We start from the raw sequence: 14,770 nt of genomic DNA, 5'->3' as shown, positions 1-14,770 counted from the left end.
TGGAGAAAAGATCCAATCATTCGGGAGGTCTGCTTATGCATGAGCAACATGCTGCACGAGTCGAATTATTCGTCTCCAACACTCAGATCATCAAAAAATCATTCAAGTGGAAAAATGTGATGATGCACCGTCTGGCAGCCCTTTTATATGCAGCAGAAAAAAAACAAGCCGATGGCGAGGCCATTCGCCAAAGTCATGAATTGATTAAACAAAACACCAATCTCTTCTCGGCCTTCAGGGGAAATTCGGCGATCAGCATCGCCACCTTACTCTCGCTTACGACAGATCAGGAAAAGAAACTTGAAGACACCCTCCTTATCTATGATCTGATGATAAAAAAATCAAATTTCGTTCGTCCGATTTTCTGGTTATCGCCGCCTATCAGATTGCAGCTCACGCGACGCCTGAGCAATTCGAGCATAAGGTCGAACGAGCCAAATCATTTTATGATCACATGAAAGCCCAACACCGCTTTCTTACCGGACAGGACGACTATATTTTTGCAGCTATGCTGGCCCTTTCCGATCTCGACGTGGAATCTGGTGTGACCCGTATGGAGCAGCTCTATGCAGAATTAAAACCTGAGTTCTCGCCTGGCAATAGCGTGCAGGCATTAACACAGGTGCTGATCCTAGGCGATGATAATCCGGAGGCGAGCACTCATGTGATAGCATTAAATGAGACATTCCGCCGCCGGGGAATACGATTAGACAAAATATACACCCTGCCGGCTCTGGGTATCCTCTCCCTACTGCCCGCTGACAGAGATACGCTGGTAGAGCAAGTTGAGGAAACGTATGAGTGGTTGCGTACACAGAAGGGCTTTGGTGCCTGGTCCATCAACAAACAGGAATTGCTGCTGCTCTCGTCCTCGCTGGTGGCAGTGCAGTATGTGGAGGATCTTCGAAACGGCGTCCTGACCACGACAGTCTCCACTAGCATCACCAACATTATCATTGCCCAACAGGCCGCCATGGCCGCTGCTGCAACATCGGCTGCCGTCGTAGCTTCGACTTCATCGAACTAAGTAAGTAATGGTCATGAAATGCATTTCACAAAATAAAAGAGGCCTTCTGGAACCACCCAGAAGGCCCACTTCATTTGAATCCATCGTTGTTGTTAATCATCACTGCTGCACAATCCCCGTATCCCGGAACTCTCCCACGAAACTATCCAGCCAATCCGAACCATAATCCAGCGCGCCCATATCACTTTCGATAAAAGCAACATCCAGACCCATAACCCAGAATCGGCGAGCAATAATAAAGAGATCAACAGCCTGTTCATCTTCCGTAGAGAAGCTTCTAACCGAACGATATCCCGCCATGAGCGCACTCCATAACACTTCTTTTTGCTCACCAGACTGTCTCTTGCGAGCCTTCACCTGCGCCAGATCGTAGGCACGCCAGCCTTTAGCCGCCCACTCAAAGTCATAATGGCTGAACTGATTTCCCTGCTGAAAAGCGTTATTGTTTCCATGCATATCGCCATGGCACAGCCCCTTGTCCAAACCTAGTTTGGATGCGACGCCAATTCGTTCTTTTAACTCTCTAGCAAACGTATGTAGGAATGATGATGCTTCATTTTTTTCACCGATATAGTTGATGATTCGCTCAAGAGGCTCGTCAATGAGAAACTTCGTATCCAACTCATATCGCGGCTGCTCCAATACCACTTGATTCATCGCTTTATGCAGCTCAGCCGCAGACTGACCAAAAGTGTAACATGACTGTTCATCTTCAAGGTTGTTCTCCGTACCCTCAATATACCGAAACATCACAGCAACCCGCTTGCCTTCCGCGGCCTCCAACACTGTATATCCAGTATGATCTTTCTTCTCGATGTATTCTCCAATATCAGTATGTGCTGATGAACCTAGTATGCCCTTTAATTGAGATAACAGGGAGAGTTCGTACAGAACATCAGCCTCCGTAATTTCAGTACGGTAGACACGAAGAATATACATTCCAGAGGAAGTACGTATGCGGTAGGTATCATTTAATCCTCTCAGCCAGAATAAACATTCTTCCCACGATCCGATGTCATATTGATCACTCAATACAAACTCCAGATACTTAGGGTTGAGCACTGAACGAAAAGCAGTCGGTTGATTGAACATATGTATGCTCCTTCAGTTTGATATGATCTTTACTATAGTTAGAGATAAATGATCCCTTCATCTATCAACCTATAACATAGTATATTTTTAATTTATTTTCCAGAATATATATTTAATCGGGTAAATGCTTAGCTGAATTCATTTCTCCTCTTTTATGCACACCAATCACTTTCCCAGCCTTGACCTTGGAGTATACTTCAGGCTTTATACTGTGGATATCATACTTTATGGATGAGAGGCGGCGCACAGATGAGTGTGAATATATATAACAAAAAACGCTCTATAAAGAGCTATCTCTTCGAAAAATACATCGGAACTTTAGATAGCAAGAAGAGTTTATCCACACGAGAAAATACCCTGAAGCACCTGAAGCACATGGGGGTAGAAAATACTAAGCCTTATGCGTTGGGTAAAGTTAAATTAATCTCCTCCGTAAACGACCGTTCCTTTGAGGACATGCAGGTGTTCACATTGAATGACCAGAAGTCCGCTGACCAAAAAGTAATTCTATATATACATGGCGGCGCTCATACGCACCAGCCTCTAATCTTTCATTGGAAGTTCATGGACCGCATCGCACATTCGTTGAATGCCAAAGTTATAGCACCCATCTATCCCAAAGTGCCTCATTTCAACTACCAGCATACTTATCCAAAACTCTTGAGCTTATACCGGGAAATCATTGAATCGATCAAGAACCCTGCCCAACTTACCATTATGGGAGATTCAGCGGGCGGAAATATTTCGCTAAGTTTCGCACATTACATTAAGATGAATCTTCTTCCTCAACCCAAAGATATCATTCTGTTATCTCCATGTGTGGATATGGTTCTGGACAACCCGGTCATATTCGACTATGAGACCCGAGATCCGATGCTGGCTGTGGAAGGCTATGATGTGATTCGGAGAATATGGGCGGCAGATAAAGATCTGGATGATCCATTGATCAGTCCAATCTACGGAGACTTCAAAGGGCTTGGAAAGATTACCATTTTCATCGGAACTCATGAAGGTTTATTTCCCGACAACATGAAGCTCGATAAACTGCTTACCGACCAGGGCATTGATCATAATACCTTTGTTTATCCCAAAATGAATCATGTCTTTGTGCTATACCCTATTCCTGAAGCCAAGGATGCAGAGCGCAAAATCATTGATATTATTAAGCATTGAACAGTTACTTCTTCTGCTCGGAATCGCCACAATGCAGCCCATGGGCCAACTCTTGTATATTCTCTGCATGATTCCATCCCAAAAAATCCTATAATCTACTTGTAAATTGTATTATTCCGGGTATAATACTCGGTATATAGAAAAGCGAAGCTGACTGGAGTGAATAACGCCATGAGTTCTTGGACACAAGCTTGGGTTAACGATTATTTGGATTTATATAATTATGCCCGTACCATAGGAGACTCGGAATGGGCTGAAGATATTCTCGGAAAGCTTCAAGAGCAGAAGGATGAATTGCTACAGAAAGAACGAAGGGTTATTATGCTGCGTGAATTGCTTGCCAACTATGACCAGATTAACAACCAGCTGTTGGAGATCTTCAACAAACTGCGGGTCGCTTCCGAAGGTTCTCAGACCGATTCCCTGCAAGAGCAATGGTTCAAATTAAAGCTTATGCGTATCGATGTGTCGAGGAAGATTCTTCAATATAAATAAGAAAAAGCCGGTCTGCAGTTCGTCTGCTTAACCCGCCTTGATTAAAGGCTTACTATTCTTTTGATGCGTACAGTCAACTGTTCCGCACATATGTAAAGCCCGCCAGCTTTACATGAAATGAATGAACGATAATTACATGGATGCTTTCTTCATGTTGCTCATCATGCCCATCATTGTGGTCATCATTTCGTCGCATTCTTGCATACAGGACATCATTTTATTCATGTCCATGCCTTCCATCATGCTTTTGTCTTCCATACATTCCATCATCATCTTCATGGATTTCATCTTGCACATCATTTCTTCCATACACATGTTCATCATCATGTTCATACACATATTTTCCATTTCAACTTCCTCCTTTCAAATATAGTAAACCTCCTTTTTTTAGCATAAACGATCCCCCACTCAAAAGCAATCTTTTTCCTCTTGCCTTTTATTTAAAATCGATGTATAATACGCACTTCACTTATCAATCCAGTCGGAAATAAAGGCTTTTGTGGAGAGATGATCTCTCCGCAAAGGCCTTTTTGTATACCTACCTAAGTCTTGAATAACTGGATGATCTATCAAATTTATCCTTGTTCAGCAAATCTAGGTCCTTTACAATAACTTTAGAAATTCCCGTATATGGATTTCTTTATCAAACGATATCCATATATGGTATAGCACTTCCTTAATTACGATATAAGCTCTTACTTGAGTTTATATAAAAAAAATGATATAGGAGGCTATCGAATGTTCAGATTTATTTTACCGTCTTCCAAGCTAGTATTGATTTGCTGTCTGCTGGTGCTTACAACGGTAAGCATGCTGTTCAACAGTCCAAAGGCGTTGTCACATGGTTACGTAGAAGGGCCGGCGAGCCGAGCTGCACTGTGTGCTTCGGGAGTCAATCAGGATTGCGGCAGTATCGTGTATGAACCCCAAAGTCTGGAAGCACCTAAGGGCTTCCCTGCTGCAGGACCTACGGACGGCCATATTGCAAGCGCTAACGGCGTCTTTCCTAAGCTCGATGAGCAATCCGCTACACGTTGGTCGAAAGTGAATATGTCTAGTGGCACTAATACGTTTACTTGGAAGCTGACAGCTAACCATTCAACGGCAAGCTGGAAATATTATATTACGAAACCAAACTGGAACCCGAATGCACCTCTATCCCGTGATTCGTTTGACCTGACACCGTTCTGTTCAGTTCCTTATAATGGCAGCCAACCTCCATTTAGCTACACCAATTCATGCAACGTACCCGAACGCAGCGGTTATCATGTCATTCTAGCAGTCTGGGAGGTTGCGGATACTCCCAACGCCTTCTATAATGTCATCGACGTAAACTTTTCCGGGACGAACCCGGTTGATAATGTGGCACCAACACCTCCAACTTCACTTGTGGCAACTGCAACGGCTGCGACCAGTACATCTTTATCATGGAAGGCTTCATCAGATAATGTAGGCGTAACAGGGTATAAAATTTACAACGGGACTACCTTAATCGGCAATGTATCCGGCACAACTACAAGCTATACCGTAACAGGGCTGACAGCAAGCACGGCGTATACCTTTACTGTCAAAGCAGTCGACGCAGCAGGCAACGAATCTGCAGCCAGTAATACTGTAAGCGTTACCACAACTGCACCTCCTGCAAACGATACTACTGCACCTACATCTCCAGGCGGGCTGCATGTGATGGGAACGCCGACCGCCTCCAGCATTCAGCTGATGTGGACGGCATCCACGGATAATGTAGGCGTGACAGGGTACAAAATTTACAACGGCTCTACTTTGGTTACGACGACATCCGGGACGGCAACGTCTTATACGGTAACTAATCTTGCAGCGAACACGACCTACAACTTCTCGGTTTATGCTGTTGATGCAGCAGGCAACCAATCAGCTGCAAGCACAGTCAGCGGTAAAACGGCCGCTGCTTCAACTGCACCTGCCTGGGCAGCCAATACGCAATACACAGTGGGCACAATCGTGAGCTACAATAACCTGACGTACAAATGCCTTCTTACACACACGTCTCAAGTGGATTGGATCCCTTCCGCAACACCAACCCTCTGGCAGCTGCAATAACGGGATTGACTGGAGGATTAGTTAAAAAGAAGTCCTTTTAGATTCTGTTTAGAACCATAGCCGGTCCGTATTCAGGGGATCGGCTGTGTATTACACCATGCAAAATAAGACGCTTAAGGAACTAGTCCCCAACGTTTTATTGCTTGCTTTTTACGTTTCTATACCGATTTTTTTATATAAAATGCAATGGCTCGGTTTTGATTGATAATCATATACAAAAGTGAATCAAGAGTTTTTTTTGGAAAAAATATTATTTATTTGGATATATCCCCCCCTTATAATGATAGACTAAACTCACAAAAAGCCGTTTAATCCACCAAATATATGCCCTAAAACATTAAAATATATCATAATGAAAGAGAGAACTATAGAAATTGGTAGAACAATCAGAAATCTTAAGGGACTTTTAGGAACAATAAAAAATAAAACAATGACCATAATCAGATATATTCCCATAAGTATAGGGATCAAATAGTAGTGAGTGTGCTCAGGTAAGTAAGCGTATCGTAGTTGAAATCCTTCTGACAGTAAAGCTGTAATTGGAAGGGATAAGATTAAGCTAGATACAATTCCATAACCACGTGCATACCACACTACATAAGCACATACCGGCGATATCAACGCGCATATCCCCCAAAATACAATTTCTCTCTTTGGGAAAAAATGCAGAAAGAGCACGCTGTACACATAGTAAACAGTTAGAAGCGATACGAAAAAGGAGAATATCTTTACAGCTGCTAATTTGGGAGAATAACTAAAAACCGATAAGAGTGTTGCAAAAAAAATCCATATACCTAAACGTCCACCGATAGCGTCAAATATGGGGTTAATCCCCTGAGTATCTACAAGCTTTGCTGCTAAACCTAAAATTACCCCGATCACTATCGCACTTACAATTGAAAAAAAATTTTGTTCAGTTGTTGAATTGTTTCTAACTCTAATTTGATTCAACTCATTATGAATCCCCATATAAATCCTCCAATTTCCATAATTATCATATAATTTAACATGATTTATTTGATATTTTAATATATTTTGAGAAATAGCCTTTTTTATAAATTACAAAATTTTTACATAAGTTGGTGTTTTCCAATGTTGTTAGACGAACCTTTCTACATAAAAACTCATCCCAACTGAATAAAGATTACCCTCCCTAGTAATATAGACGAAGTGGAAAATGTCCATGGTTAATTCATAGAGCAGGTTTGCATTTATGGTTTACATTATAAAATATTCATGAGTAAAAATTCTTCTTAGCCCAAATAGACCGCTCCCTGGTCAGGAAACGGTCTATGCAGAAGATATTCTATGAGGACATCGATTTGGTTACACCAATCTTGGTGATGACCGTATCATACGGAGCCAGTTCGAGCGTTTGTTTTCCGTAGTCCGTATCAATTGTCGTGGTTTGAACCTGATCACTATTGTTAATGACGACCAATATTTTACTCTCCGGATAATAAGTACACTCTGTAAATAAGTTATCCGTAATGTACTTCGAATCATGGAATTCATGACCTGCAAAGCGAATCAGATTCAGCAGCAACCTTGTGTTCTCCCAACTGAATTCGAATGAAGGCAGGTAGATTCCTTTTCCTTTACCAAAGTCATGTGCAGACAATGTAATCATACCATCCGTTTCATCTACCACAGCCGCTGTTCCATCGGTAAGATATATATTATTCTTCGGCGTTATTTTTGCCCCTTCCGGCAACAAACCATGCTCATCGCGAGTCTCATATGTCCATTTTCCATGAACCACCCTGGCGCCAGTATCCTCATTCACCCCAAGAACATGTGCCATTCTGAAAAAGCTGTCGTACCCTTCTACCGCCGATGGCTGGTTGATGCCAATAAAGGTACCGCCCTCGTACACCCATTGGGTCAGTAGGTCCACACATTGGTGGTCATTCCAATGTTCTCCGCCGCTCCAGGCTGAACCGGCAGAGCCGGCATTAATCACGACGTCTATATGTTGCAGCACGCCCTGACGGATATCTTCAAAATCAATGAATTGCACTTCAATCGGTAAGCCTGACAAGGCTTCATTTACATGAATCAAGTCATGCATATACGTTTCATGGAAGTGGCCGGATAACGTCCACGATCTTAGTTTGCCCCAGCTATGCAGAACCGCTACCTTGGTCTTAATCTGATAGGGCTTGCCTTCATGATGAAGCTCTTTTATTTCCCTGAACTCGTCCGCAATCTTCTCGATGTATTCACAAAAGTGCGGGTAAGGCTCAACCAGATGCAGATATCCACCCAATCCAATCCGGTCAATCGGCTCTCTGAGCAAAGCGCGCCTGATATTGATCCAATACTTTTTGGCATCCAGCGTGGGATCTCCGCCCTCCTTAAAGGTCGGAAGTCCGCCTAAACCAACCGGAAACAAGTAGGGATGCAGACGAATCTCATGAGTATCCACGTTGACACCTGAACACATTCTTGCCTCATAACCGGAAAATACACATTTAATCATCCCGTCGAATCCAAACTCCTGAAAGCGGTCGTTGTAAGGCTCCATGCCAACCCAGCTGTCATCATAGAAGACATACGCGAGCTTGCCGTGGTTATGCACGATATCAATTAATTTTTTCCCGAATTCGATCACAAAATCATTGATAAATGCCATCCAGTCCAGCTTGCGCTGCTGCGCCGGGATATGGCTTACGCGATATTTGCCGCCATTCACAAAATCCTCAGCAGAGAGTGAATATCCAAATTTTTTGGCAAACAAATCAAGTGCTCTTGAACTTACCGTAAAATCATATGATCCCCAATCCGAGAATAGATGGCGATTACGCTCGTCGCTGCCCCAGATCCATGCGAAATTATAAAATAATGAGGTAAAACGAACCACCGTTGTTTCCGGATGCTGCCGGCACCAATTCTCCATCCAATCCAGCAGATAGGTCTGCGTTTCCGAATAGATCGGATCAATTTGCATCAAATGCTCCTTGTCCCAATGGTTCGTGGTGTGATTGTACATCGAGATCTCTTCCCAGATCCGATAGGCCATGAAGCTTACCGTGTATTTATGCCAAGGGACGATGCCGGTAATGACTACATGACCGGATTCCCTCTCATAATTCCACTGTCCTCTTGGCACTTCCTCCCCAGTTGTCCGGTCAAAGACCTGCCAATATTTAAACGCCTCTTTCGAATCATTCACCTTGAATTGTTCAGCAAAAAAATCCTCCATCAGATAGAACGATACATAATCTTGTACAGCTACCTTCGGATTTGTAATTAAAAAACATTGCTGCAATTTATCTTGATTGCGGAATGCCCACTCGTTATGATCCCGGATGATGCAGATGGTCGAATAAATGCCATACCCCGCATTGATAATTTCATCGGATAATTGTGTGCCGTCACTGTCACGAATGACATCGGCACCCCACCGTTCGGCAAGTTCCAAAGTCAGTGCCTCATAACCGGATTCGCCGGGTAGCGTAAAGGAGCCTTTGATTGGTTTGGACAACTTGGTTCCCTCCCTATTTCAACATGTCGGACAGGAAAGCGAGTGCCAGGCCCTGACCCCAGCCCTGAATCCAATCTTTTGGAATATTGCGATATCCATCCCGATCCTTCATCACGGCCGTACCACCAGATACACCAAGCACACGTCCATCTTCACTAATGTTGTCCAGAATGCCTTCCAATGCCTTTTGCACATATTTGGTATGTAGCGGATTACCGTTATTGATCATGGCTGCTGCAATACCGGCGGAAGCCGACACCTCTTCATACGACTCCTCATCATCCAGAACTGTCCGCCATAAGCCATTCTCTGTCTGAACGAGCTTCAGAGATGCCAGTTGATCCCGCAGCGAACACTCCACGTCCATGCACTGTGGATATAGATACCAGTCCTTCAACTGTGGTTTTACTTGTGACATGGTGTAAGCGCCCCAGGCGTTCGCTCTGCCCCAATACAATCCGGACATATGGTCCTTGTTAACGTTATTGTACCCGTGGTACCAGAAACCGCTGCTCGGATCTTGAAGGTATTTAATATGCCAGTAATATTGATTCAGAGCATCCTGGATCATGTCCTGATCCTTTAATTTGCTTCCTACACGGAGCAGGAAAAATGCCGCCATAAACAAGGTATCCGCCCATGCCTGCTCGGGAAAATCATTAGAAATGGATACGGTATGCTGCAGCACGTTATCTCCGAATCTAAGCGCATGATTTTGAAGATAATCCACCTTGCTCGTTACAATATCCCAGTATTTCTGGTTCCCTGTTTCTTCATATAAAGTAATCAGCATATGGCCCATCGCACATGTATTTACGGTCCAGTCCGGCAAGCCCAGCTCGATGTATTCATCCGCCCATTGGACAAGCCTGTCCAAGTACTCTTGATTGCCTGTCGTTTGGTAAGCTCTGGATACACCATAATATGCCACACCGCAAGGCCAATCCCACGTTAAATCCATCGCCAATGTTTTTTTCGTAACGTTATCAATAACGTTTAAAATTTCTTCCCTGTCATATTTCACTTGAAGCATCGGTGATTCCCCTCTCGTAGCGCACACGCCCCCAAATGTGCTTGAGAGCTGTCCGTCCATGGTTTGAAAACGCTTTACTTATTCCATTGTACGCAGTAAAATAGTGTCAATCTAAGCATATTCGCAACAAAACTGCGCAATTTCAATCATTTATGAATGGGAGTTATCGAATGTGCCCAGAAAAAAGCAGCCCATTATTGAATATCGCCACTACAGCTTGCCGATCCACTTTCCTATTCTGCTGCTAAGCGGTGAACGTTGGAAGATCTCCGATATCAAAAGTGAACATCTTCATTTCCACAACCATCTGGAGATTGGCATTTGCCATTCGGATAGCGGCATTATGGAGATCAAAGGTGAATCGGTACCTTTTAAAGCCGGTGACGTAACCTTTATCCCCAGATATCTTCCTCATACAACATATAGTACACCCAATGAAGCCAGCTTATGGTCTTATCTCTTCTTCTCGCCCGAGGACCTCTTTCAACAGTCGTTTAAGAACAGTGCCTACAGTAACTTTCAGCCCAATTTGAAGGCAATTAAGGGATTGAACTGCATTTTAAACAGGGAGGAACATCCGAAGATTTATAACCTTGCGACATCTGTCGTAGAAGAATTGAAGCAGAAAAATCCTCTTTATCAGGAAAGCGCCTATGGCCTATTGTTATCCCTTTATATCGAACTCCTGCGAATCCATTCCCGGAATGAACCTTTGGCAGATCAAGAAACGCAGCATAATCTAAAAGGTGATCTTGTTATTTCTCCGGTGCTGGAGTATATCACCAAAAACTATATGTCGCCCATAACCATCGATTATCTCGCTGATCTGTGCCATCTGAGCACCACACATTTTCGCAGGAAATTTCATGACATTATGGGAACCGCACCTCTGGATTTCCTGAACAGCACCCGGATTGAAGAAGCCTGCAAGCAATTAAAAAGCACGGACGCTTCCATTCTTTCCATCTCTGAACAAGTCGGTTTTCAGTCCATTTCCAGCTTCAATCGTTGCTTCTCCAAACTTATGGGTAAATCGCCGAAAGAATGGCGCAAAGGTGCACAGTCCGAAGTGCAATCTGCGAAAGCCTCCATTTTGGAGATTACAGGGTGGATGTAGGGGAGGGATATGTGCGATAGAGTTTATAGGCAAATTAAAGACGCTTCGGGAGCGAGTCTCGAGCGTCTTCTTTGAACTGAAATGTTTAGTTTCATTACCATGCAACTACAGTACCTCTGTCGTAAGCGTAAACCCTTCAATTACAACATCTTCATCCACTTCAATCATGATACACCGTCTGCCTTGAAAATTTACTTGTTTCACATATCTCAAGTCTTGTGGGCTAACCGAAATCGTAGCCACTTTGGTTTCAATCTTAATGGACTTGGATGTAAACTTCGGCATAACACTGGTCGCTTTCATTTCATAATTCTTGTTGTCGACGATGGTTTCAAATGCACGTTCCACTTTCTCCGATGTCAGATCCTCTACACCGCTTGCGGTCAGCACACGTTCCAGATCTTTATAATCCAGCTTCGGAGGTTCTTCTTCATGTGACTCTTCGTTAATTTCGATAACCCGGTTGATCTCCTCGTACACATGTGCAATTGTGGCTGAGTCGAGCTGTTCACCGGCAACTTCCTTCACGATATCTTCGAAGATCGCCCGTTCTTCCAGTGCTGTCACAGACCTTTCTCCATTCAACACATTTTCAACAAAATGCGGGTCCGGGAAATTGGATTTTCCCGTGCAATACAGAACACGGTTTACATCGGAGTAGTTGTCCGTCACGCTGGGGTACAGAAACCCTTGCTCTGGCGTGCTTAATTTGACAACTGGATCTACAATGACATTGTACTTAAATTCTCTCTCCACGTAATCAAACAAAAGTGTTTTCCGCTGCTTCTCCGTGGAATTCACACTGCACAGAATGAATGGATGTGCGAACACTTCGTTTTTCTCGCTCTCTTCCGCTTCATCGTTTCGAGCCTTGGTAGGCAAGTAATACTGTCCACGAACAAACGTGACCACCATATCCCGTTCATACTTGGCATCTGCCAACATTCGTTCCACCAACAGAAGCATCAGGTCCTGCCACTCCTCCGGATCTCCTGTTACCAATGCTTGGTGAAGCATCACCTGAGCCGGCTCCTCCGCTTGCTCCTGGAACCTCAGCTCAAACAATTTCTGATCCAGCTCGCCTGTCAGCAATTTTTTGAAATTGCCCATGTACAGCTCCTGCTTCTCTCTATCCACCAGTTCAAACGGATGTCGCTCCCAATGATAAATCTCGTTCGTTTCTTTTGTAATATACACGTTGAGAATATCGTAAATATTCAGTAGATCATGATCCATCTTAAACTGTTTGCGTATATGCGCGACTTCTTTTTTATTCATGATTCGTTAGACAACTCCTCAAGTAAATTGGCCTTACAAGTATAAACGATATAAAAAACCTTCGCTAGAAGGACCTTTATCTTTATAAGTCATCTGCGGTAACTAAACAGAAAGACGCATCAGGAATGATTCCCGTGCGTCTGTTTTCGTTTCACTGCTTATCTTTTCATTTAACTGCTGCTCGGCAATATATCTGCATTCAAAAGTGGTTCACGGCTGGGAGACACTTTGTTCCCTTCACGCAAAAACAGTAACCCCATGAGCAAGGACACGACGCCAATAATAATTAGCAATGCCCCCAACTCCAGACTGTAGGCTGTAAGCGCTCCGTCCCGAAAAGCCATTCCACGAATCAGGCGGTTAAGCCAGTTCATGGGTAGTGCCCAAGCGAAAATTTGGAACGGTTCTGGAAATGCCAGCGGCGTTAGTTGAATTCCCGTAGCTAGAAAGGACGGATACAACACAAAGCTGGTTCGTAGGCTTACTTTCGATATGTCTTTGGCTGTGTATCCAATCAACATACCCAGAAGCGACAAGGCAAAGGCATAAATAACGAGTGGAATGATAAAAAGATAAGGCTCAGCTTCAAACCGCATCCCCCCTACTTGCTTTAACAATCCATAGGATAGAAGCAGCGAAATCGAACTCAACACAGTGTAGGGTACACACCGAATCCATAGCTGGAAAGGTGACGTTCCGTTTGCAAACAGTTTCCCTTCCTGACGAAGCCGAGGTGCAATCGACCCTGCTGCGCTTGTCGTAATCATCAATACTACGATATTTACAAATCCTAGCACCATAAAACCGACATAACTGGTGGTTGGATTAAACAGCATCCGCTGTTGAAGGGATAACGGCGATACGATTCCTTTAGCTGTTTCGGCATCCATCCCTTTCTGAATCAGACGTGTCATGGAAAGGGTCATATTTTCCGTCTGGATGATCTCCTGAATCGCGGTCCGAATTCCGGTTAGCCCCGAAGGCATTGTGTTATCCATCAAGATGCCGATATTCGTCGATTTTCCCTGCTGTTGACGTAATCCCAATTGATCGGGAAGCATAATGACTGCTACTGCCTGCTCGTTAGCAAGTAATGTTTCCGGACTCATTCGGCTCGCATATACACTTTTGACGCTCATATATTGCGAGGCATTTATTTTGGAGATCAACTGCCGTGAATATTCGCTATGATCCTCATCAATGATCACAACTGGCGATTTACTAATTTGATTCTGCGAGAACATTAAACCAAAGAATAAGGCTGCAATAAGCGGGCCGATAAAAATCAATCGAACATACTTACTTCCCGATACGTACTTCCACTCGTCAATCAGTGATTTCATCAAGTTTCACCTCTGCTGTCATCCCCGGAAGCAAATCAGCACTTGAATCCATCGATATTCGGACCAAAAACATACTTAGATCGGCTTGCCCCTTTTCTCGTGACATGCGCAAGCTCGCGAATTGTGGGGCAGATGAGATGGACGTAACCACCCCGCTCATGTGTGTTGGCTGATCCAAGTACGGAAAATGAACATCAATGCTTTGATTCACTTCAAGCTTTTGGATTTCACTTTCCTGGATATAGAGATCCGTATAGTAATTATTTTTTTGCAGAACCGCCAGCGGCACGCCTGCTTGTACCTGATCTCCCTGCTTCACAGTAACGCGGTCGACCAAACCATCATACGGTGCGAGTACATCCACATCTCCTTCCCCAGTTGATTTCACTTTGAACAGCACCTCTCCCTCTTTCACGGAGTCCCCTGCAGATGCACCAGCCTCTATAATCGCCCCAGGACTATTCTGATAAAACAATGTCGTTTGCTCTGCCTCAAGTAAGCCTTGTTTCCTGCTCTCGGCCTGACTTACAGCATCCTTGCCCTTAACAGCCAGAAGTGAACCTCCAACAATGAATACCACCGCAATTCCGATGTACAAACCTGCTTTTAACTTCATGCTTTTTCTCTCCCATTCCCAATCTTCGTG

14 protein-coding genes are annotated in these 14,770 nt (G+C 43.9%); 6 read left to right on the top strand and 8 right to left on the bottom strand.

The window, feature by feature from the left end:
• Positions 1–35 precede the first annotated feature (35 nt).
• Both RS891_RS04200 and RS891_RS04195 read left to right on the top strand, forming a co-directional pair.
• On the top strand, positions 36–458 hold the full coding sequence (locus RS891_RS04200) for a DUF4003 family protein (RefSeq protein WP_315794519.1): 423 nt from the start codon (positions 36–38) through the stop codon (positions 456–458).
• Positions 341–1,027: a DUF4003 family protein gene (locus RS891_RS04195; RefSeq protein WP_315796163.1), complete on the top strand. Its 687-nt coding sequence runs from the start codon at positions 341–343 to the stop codon at positions 1,025–1,027. Before RS891_RS04200 ends, RS891_RS04195 begins: the two co-directional genes overlap by 118 nt.
• Before the next feature lie 99 nt (positions 1,028–1,126).
• Here the strand turns inward: RS891_RS04195 and RS891_RS04190 are convergent, their stop codons facing one another.
• Positions 1,127–2,119, bottom strand: coding sequence for a phosphotransferase (locus RS891_RS04190; RefSeq protein ID WP_315794518.1), 993 nt, complete (start codon positions 2,117–2,119; stop codon positions 1,127–1,129).
• A 249-nt stretch (positions 2,120–2,368) separates the two neighbouring features.
• On the opposite strand from RS891_RS04190, the gene RS891_RS04185 reads away from it, so the two are divergent.
• Complete coding sequence (locus RS891_RS04185) at positions 2,369–3,292, top strand: alpha/beta hydrolase fold domain-containing protein (protein ID WP_315794517.1); 924 nt, start codon at positions 2,369–2,371, stop codon at positions 3,290–3,292.
• Positions 3,293–3,463: 171 nt separating this feature from the next.
• Positions 3,464–3,787 (top strand): hypothetical protein, encoded by a 324-nt coding sequence (locus RS891_RS04180; protein ID WP_315794516.1) that lies wholly within the window; start codon positions 3,464–3,466, stop codon positions 3,785–3,787.
• Between the two features lie 132 nt (positions 3,788–3,919).
• Here RS891_RS04180 and RS891_RS04175 read toward each other — a convergent pair whose 3' ends face one another.
• The gene (locus RS891_RS04175) at positions 3,920–4,135 is read right to left on the bottom strand and encodes a hypothetical protein (RefSeq protein WP_063567124.1); all 216 of its coding nucleotides are present in this window, start codon (positions 4,133–4,135) and stop codon (positions 3,920–3,922) included.
• Between the two features lie 390 nt (positions 4,136–4,525).
• Here RS891_RS04175 and RS891_RS04170 point away from each other — a divergent pair, with 390 nt between their 5' ends.
• Complete coding sequence (locus tag RS891_RS04170) at positions 4,526–5,866, top strand: lytic polysaccharide monooxygenase (RefSeq protein ID WP_315794515.1); 1,341 nt, start codon at positions 4,526–4,528, stop codon at positions 5,864–5,866.
• 294 nt (positions 5,867–6,160) lie between these two features.
• Here the strand turns inward: RS891_RS04170 and RS891_RS04165 are convergent, their stop codons facing one another.
• From RS891_RS04165 to RS891_RS04155, 3 genes are all read right to left on the bottom strand, one after another.
• Complete coding sequence (locus tag RS891_RS04165; protein ID WP_315794514.1) at positions 6,161–6,835, bottom strand: hypothetical protein; 675 nt, start codon at positions 6,833–6,835, stop codon at positions 6,161–6,163.
• A 337-nt stretch (positions 6,836–7,172) separates the two neighbouring features.
• Positions 7,173–9,353, bottom strand: a complete 2,181-nt coding sequence (gene gnpA, locus RS891_RS04160) for a 1,3-beta-galactosyl-N-acetylhexosamine phosphorylase (RefSeq protein ID WP_315794513.1) — start codon at positions 9,351–9,353, stop codon at positions 7,173–7,175.
• 13 nt (positions 9,354–9,366) lie between these two features.
• Entirely contained in the window at positions 9,367–10,386 is a 1,020-nt protein-coding gene (locus RS891_RS04155) for a glycoside hydrolase family 88/105 protein (protein ID WP_315794512.1), read from the bottom strand.
• Between the two features lie 172 nt (positions 10,387–10,558).
• Here RS891_RS04155 and RS891_RS04150 point away from each other — a divergent pair, with 172 nt between their 5' ends.
• On the top strand, positions 10,559–11,503 hold the full coding sequence (locus tag RS891_RS04150) for a helix-turn-helix domain-containing protein (protein ID WP_315794511.1): 945 nt from the start codon (positions 10,559–10,561) through the stop codon (positions 11,501–11,503).
• Positions 11,504–11,608: 105 nt separating this feature from the next.
• Here RS891_RS04150 and RS891_RS04145 read toward each other — a convergent pair whose 3' ends face one another.
• The 3 genes from RS891_RS04145 to RS891_RS04135 all read right to left on the bottom strand — a co-directional run bounded on the left by RS891_RS04145 (position 11,609) and on the right by RS891_RS04135 (position 14,740).
• The gene (locus RS891_RS04145) at positions 11,609–12,781 is read right to left on the bottom strand and encodes a DUF4317 domain-containing protein (RefSeq protein ID WP_315794510.1); all 1,173 of its coding nucleotides are present in this window, start codon (positions 12,779–12,781) and stop codon (positions 11,609–11,611) included.
• Positions 12,782–12,951: 170 nt separating this feature from the next.
• On the bottom strand, positions 12,952–14,124 hold the full coding sequence (locus RS891_RS04140; RefSeq protein ID WP_113055624.1) for an ABC transporter permease: 1,173 nt from the start codon (positions 14,122–14,124) through the stop codon (positions 12,952–12,954).
• Entirely contained in the window at positions 14,108–14,740 is a 633-nt protein-coding gene (locus RS891_RS04135) for a biotin/lipoyl-containing protein (RefSeq protein ID WP_315794509.1), read from the bottom strand. The genes RS891_RS04140 and RS891_RS04135 overlap by 17 nt, the downstream gene beginning before the upstream one ends.
• Positions 14,741–14,770: the final 30 nt, after the last annotated feature.

Source organism: Paenibacillus sp. BIC5C1 (assembly GCF_032399705.1).
In the GTDB taxonomy this organism is placed as follows: domain Bacteria; phylum Bacillota; class Bacilli; order Paenibacillales; family Paenibacillaceae; genus Paenibacillus; species Paenibacillus taichungensis_A.
Note: the sequence above shows the minus strand (reverse complement) of the source record. Positions and strands in the feature narration are given on the sequence as shown.

Bases quoted from the DNA above. Each gene is read 5' to 3' on its own strand.
- RS891_RS04140 (WP_113055624.1), bottom strand. From the start codon at position 14,124: ATGAAATCACTGATTGACGAGTGGAAGTACGTATCGGGAAGTAAGTAT.
- RS891_RS04200 (WP_315794519.1), top strand. From the start codon at position 36: ATGCATGAGCAACATGCTGCACGAGTCGAATTATTCGTCTCCAACACT.
- RS891_RS04135 (WP_315794509.1), bottom strand. From the start codon at position 14,740: ATGAAGTTAAAAGCAGGTTTGTACATCGGAATTGCGGTGGTATTCATT.
- RS891_RS04180 (WP_315794516.1), top strand. From the start codon at position 3,464: ATGAGTTCTTGGACACAAGCTTGGGTTAACGATTATTTGGATTTATAT.
- RS891_RS04185 (WP_315794517.1), top strand. From the start codon at position 2,369: ATGAGTGTGAATATATATAACAAAAAACGCTCTATAAAGAGCTATCTC.
- RS891_RS04190 (WP_315794518.1), bottom strand. From the start codon at position 2,119: ATGTTCAATCAACCGACTGCTTTTCGTTCAGTGCTCAACCCTAAGTAT.
- RS891_RS04165 (WP_315794514.1), bottom strand. From the start codon at position 6,835: ATGGGGATTCATAATGAGTTGAATCAAATTAGAGTTAGAAACAATTCA.
- RS891_RS04155 (WP_315794512.1), bottom strand. From the start codon at position 10,386: ATGCTTCAAGTGAAATATGACAGGGAAGAAATTTTAAACGTTATTGAT.
- RS891_RS04170 (WP_315794515.1), top strand. From the start codon at position 4,526: ATGTTCAGATTTATTTTACCGTCTTCCAAGCTAGTATTGATTTGCTGT.
- RS891_RS04175 (WP_063567124.1), bottom strand. From the start codon at position 4,135: ATGGAAAATATGTGTATGAACATGATGATGAACATGTGTATGGAAGAA.
- RS891_RS04145 (WP_315794510.1), bottom strand. From the start codon at position 12,781: ATGAATAAAAAAGAAGTCGCGCATATACGCAAACAGTTTAAGATGGAT.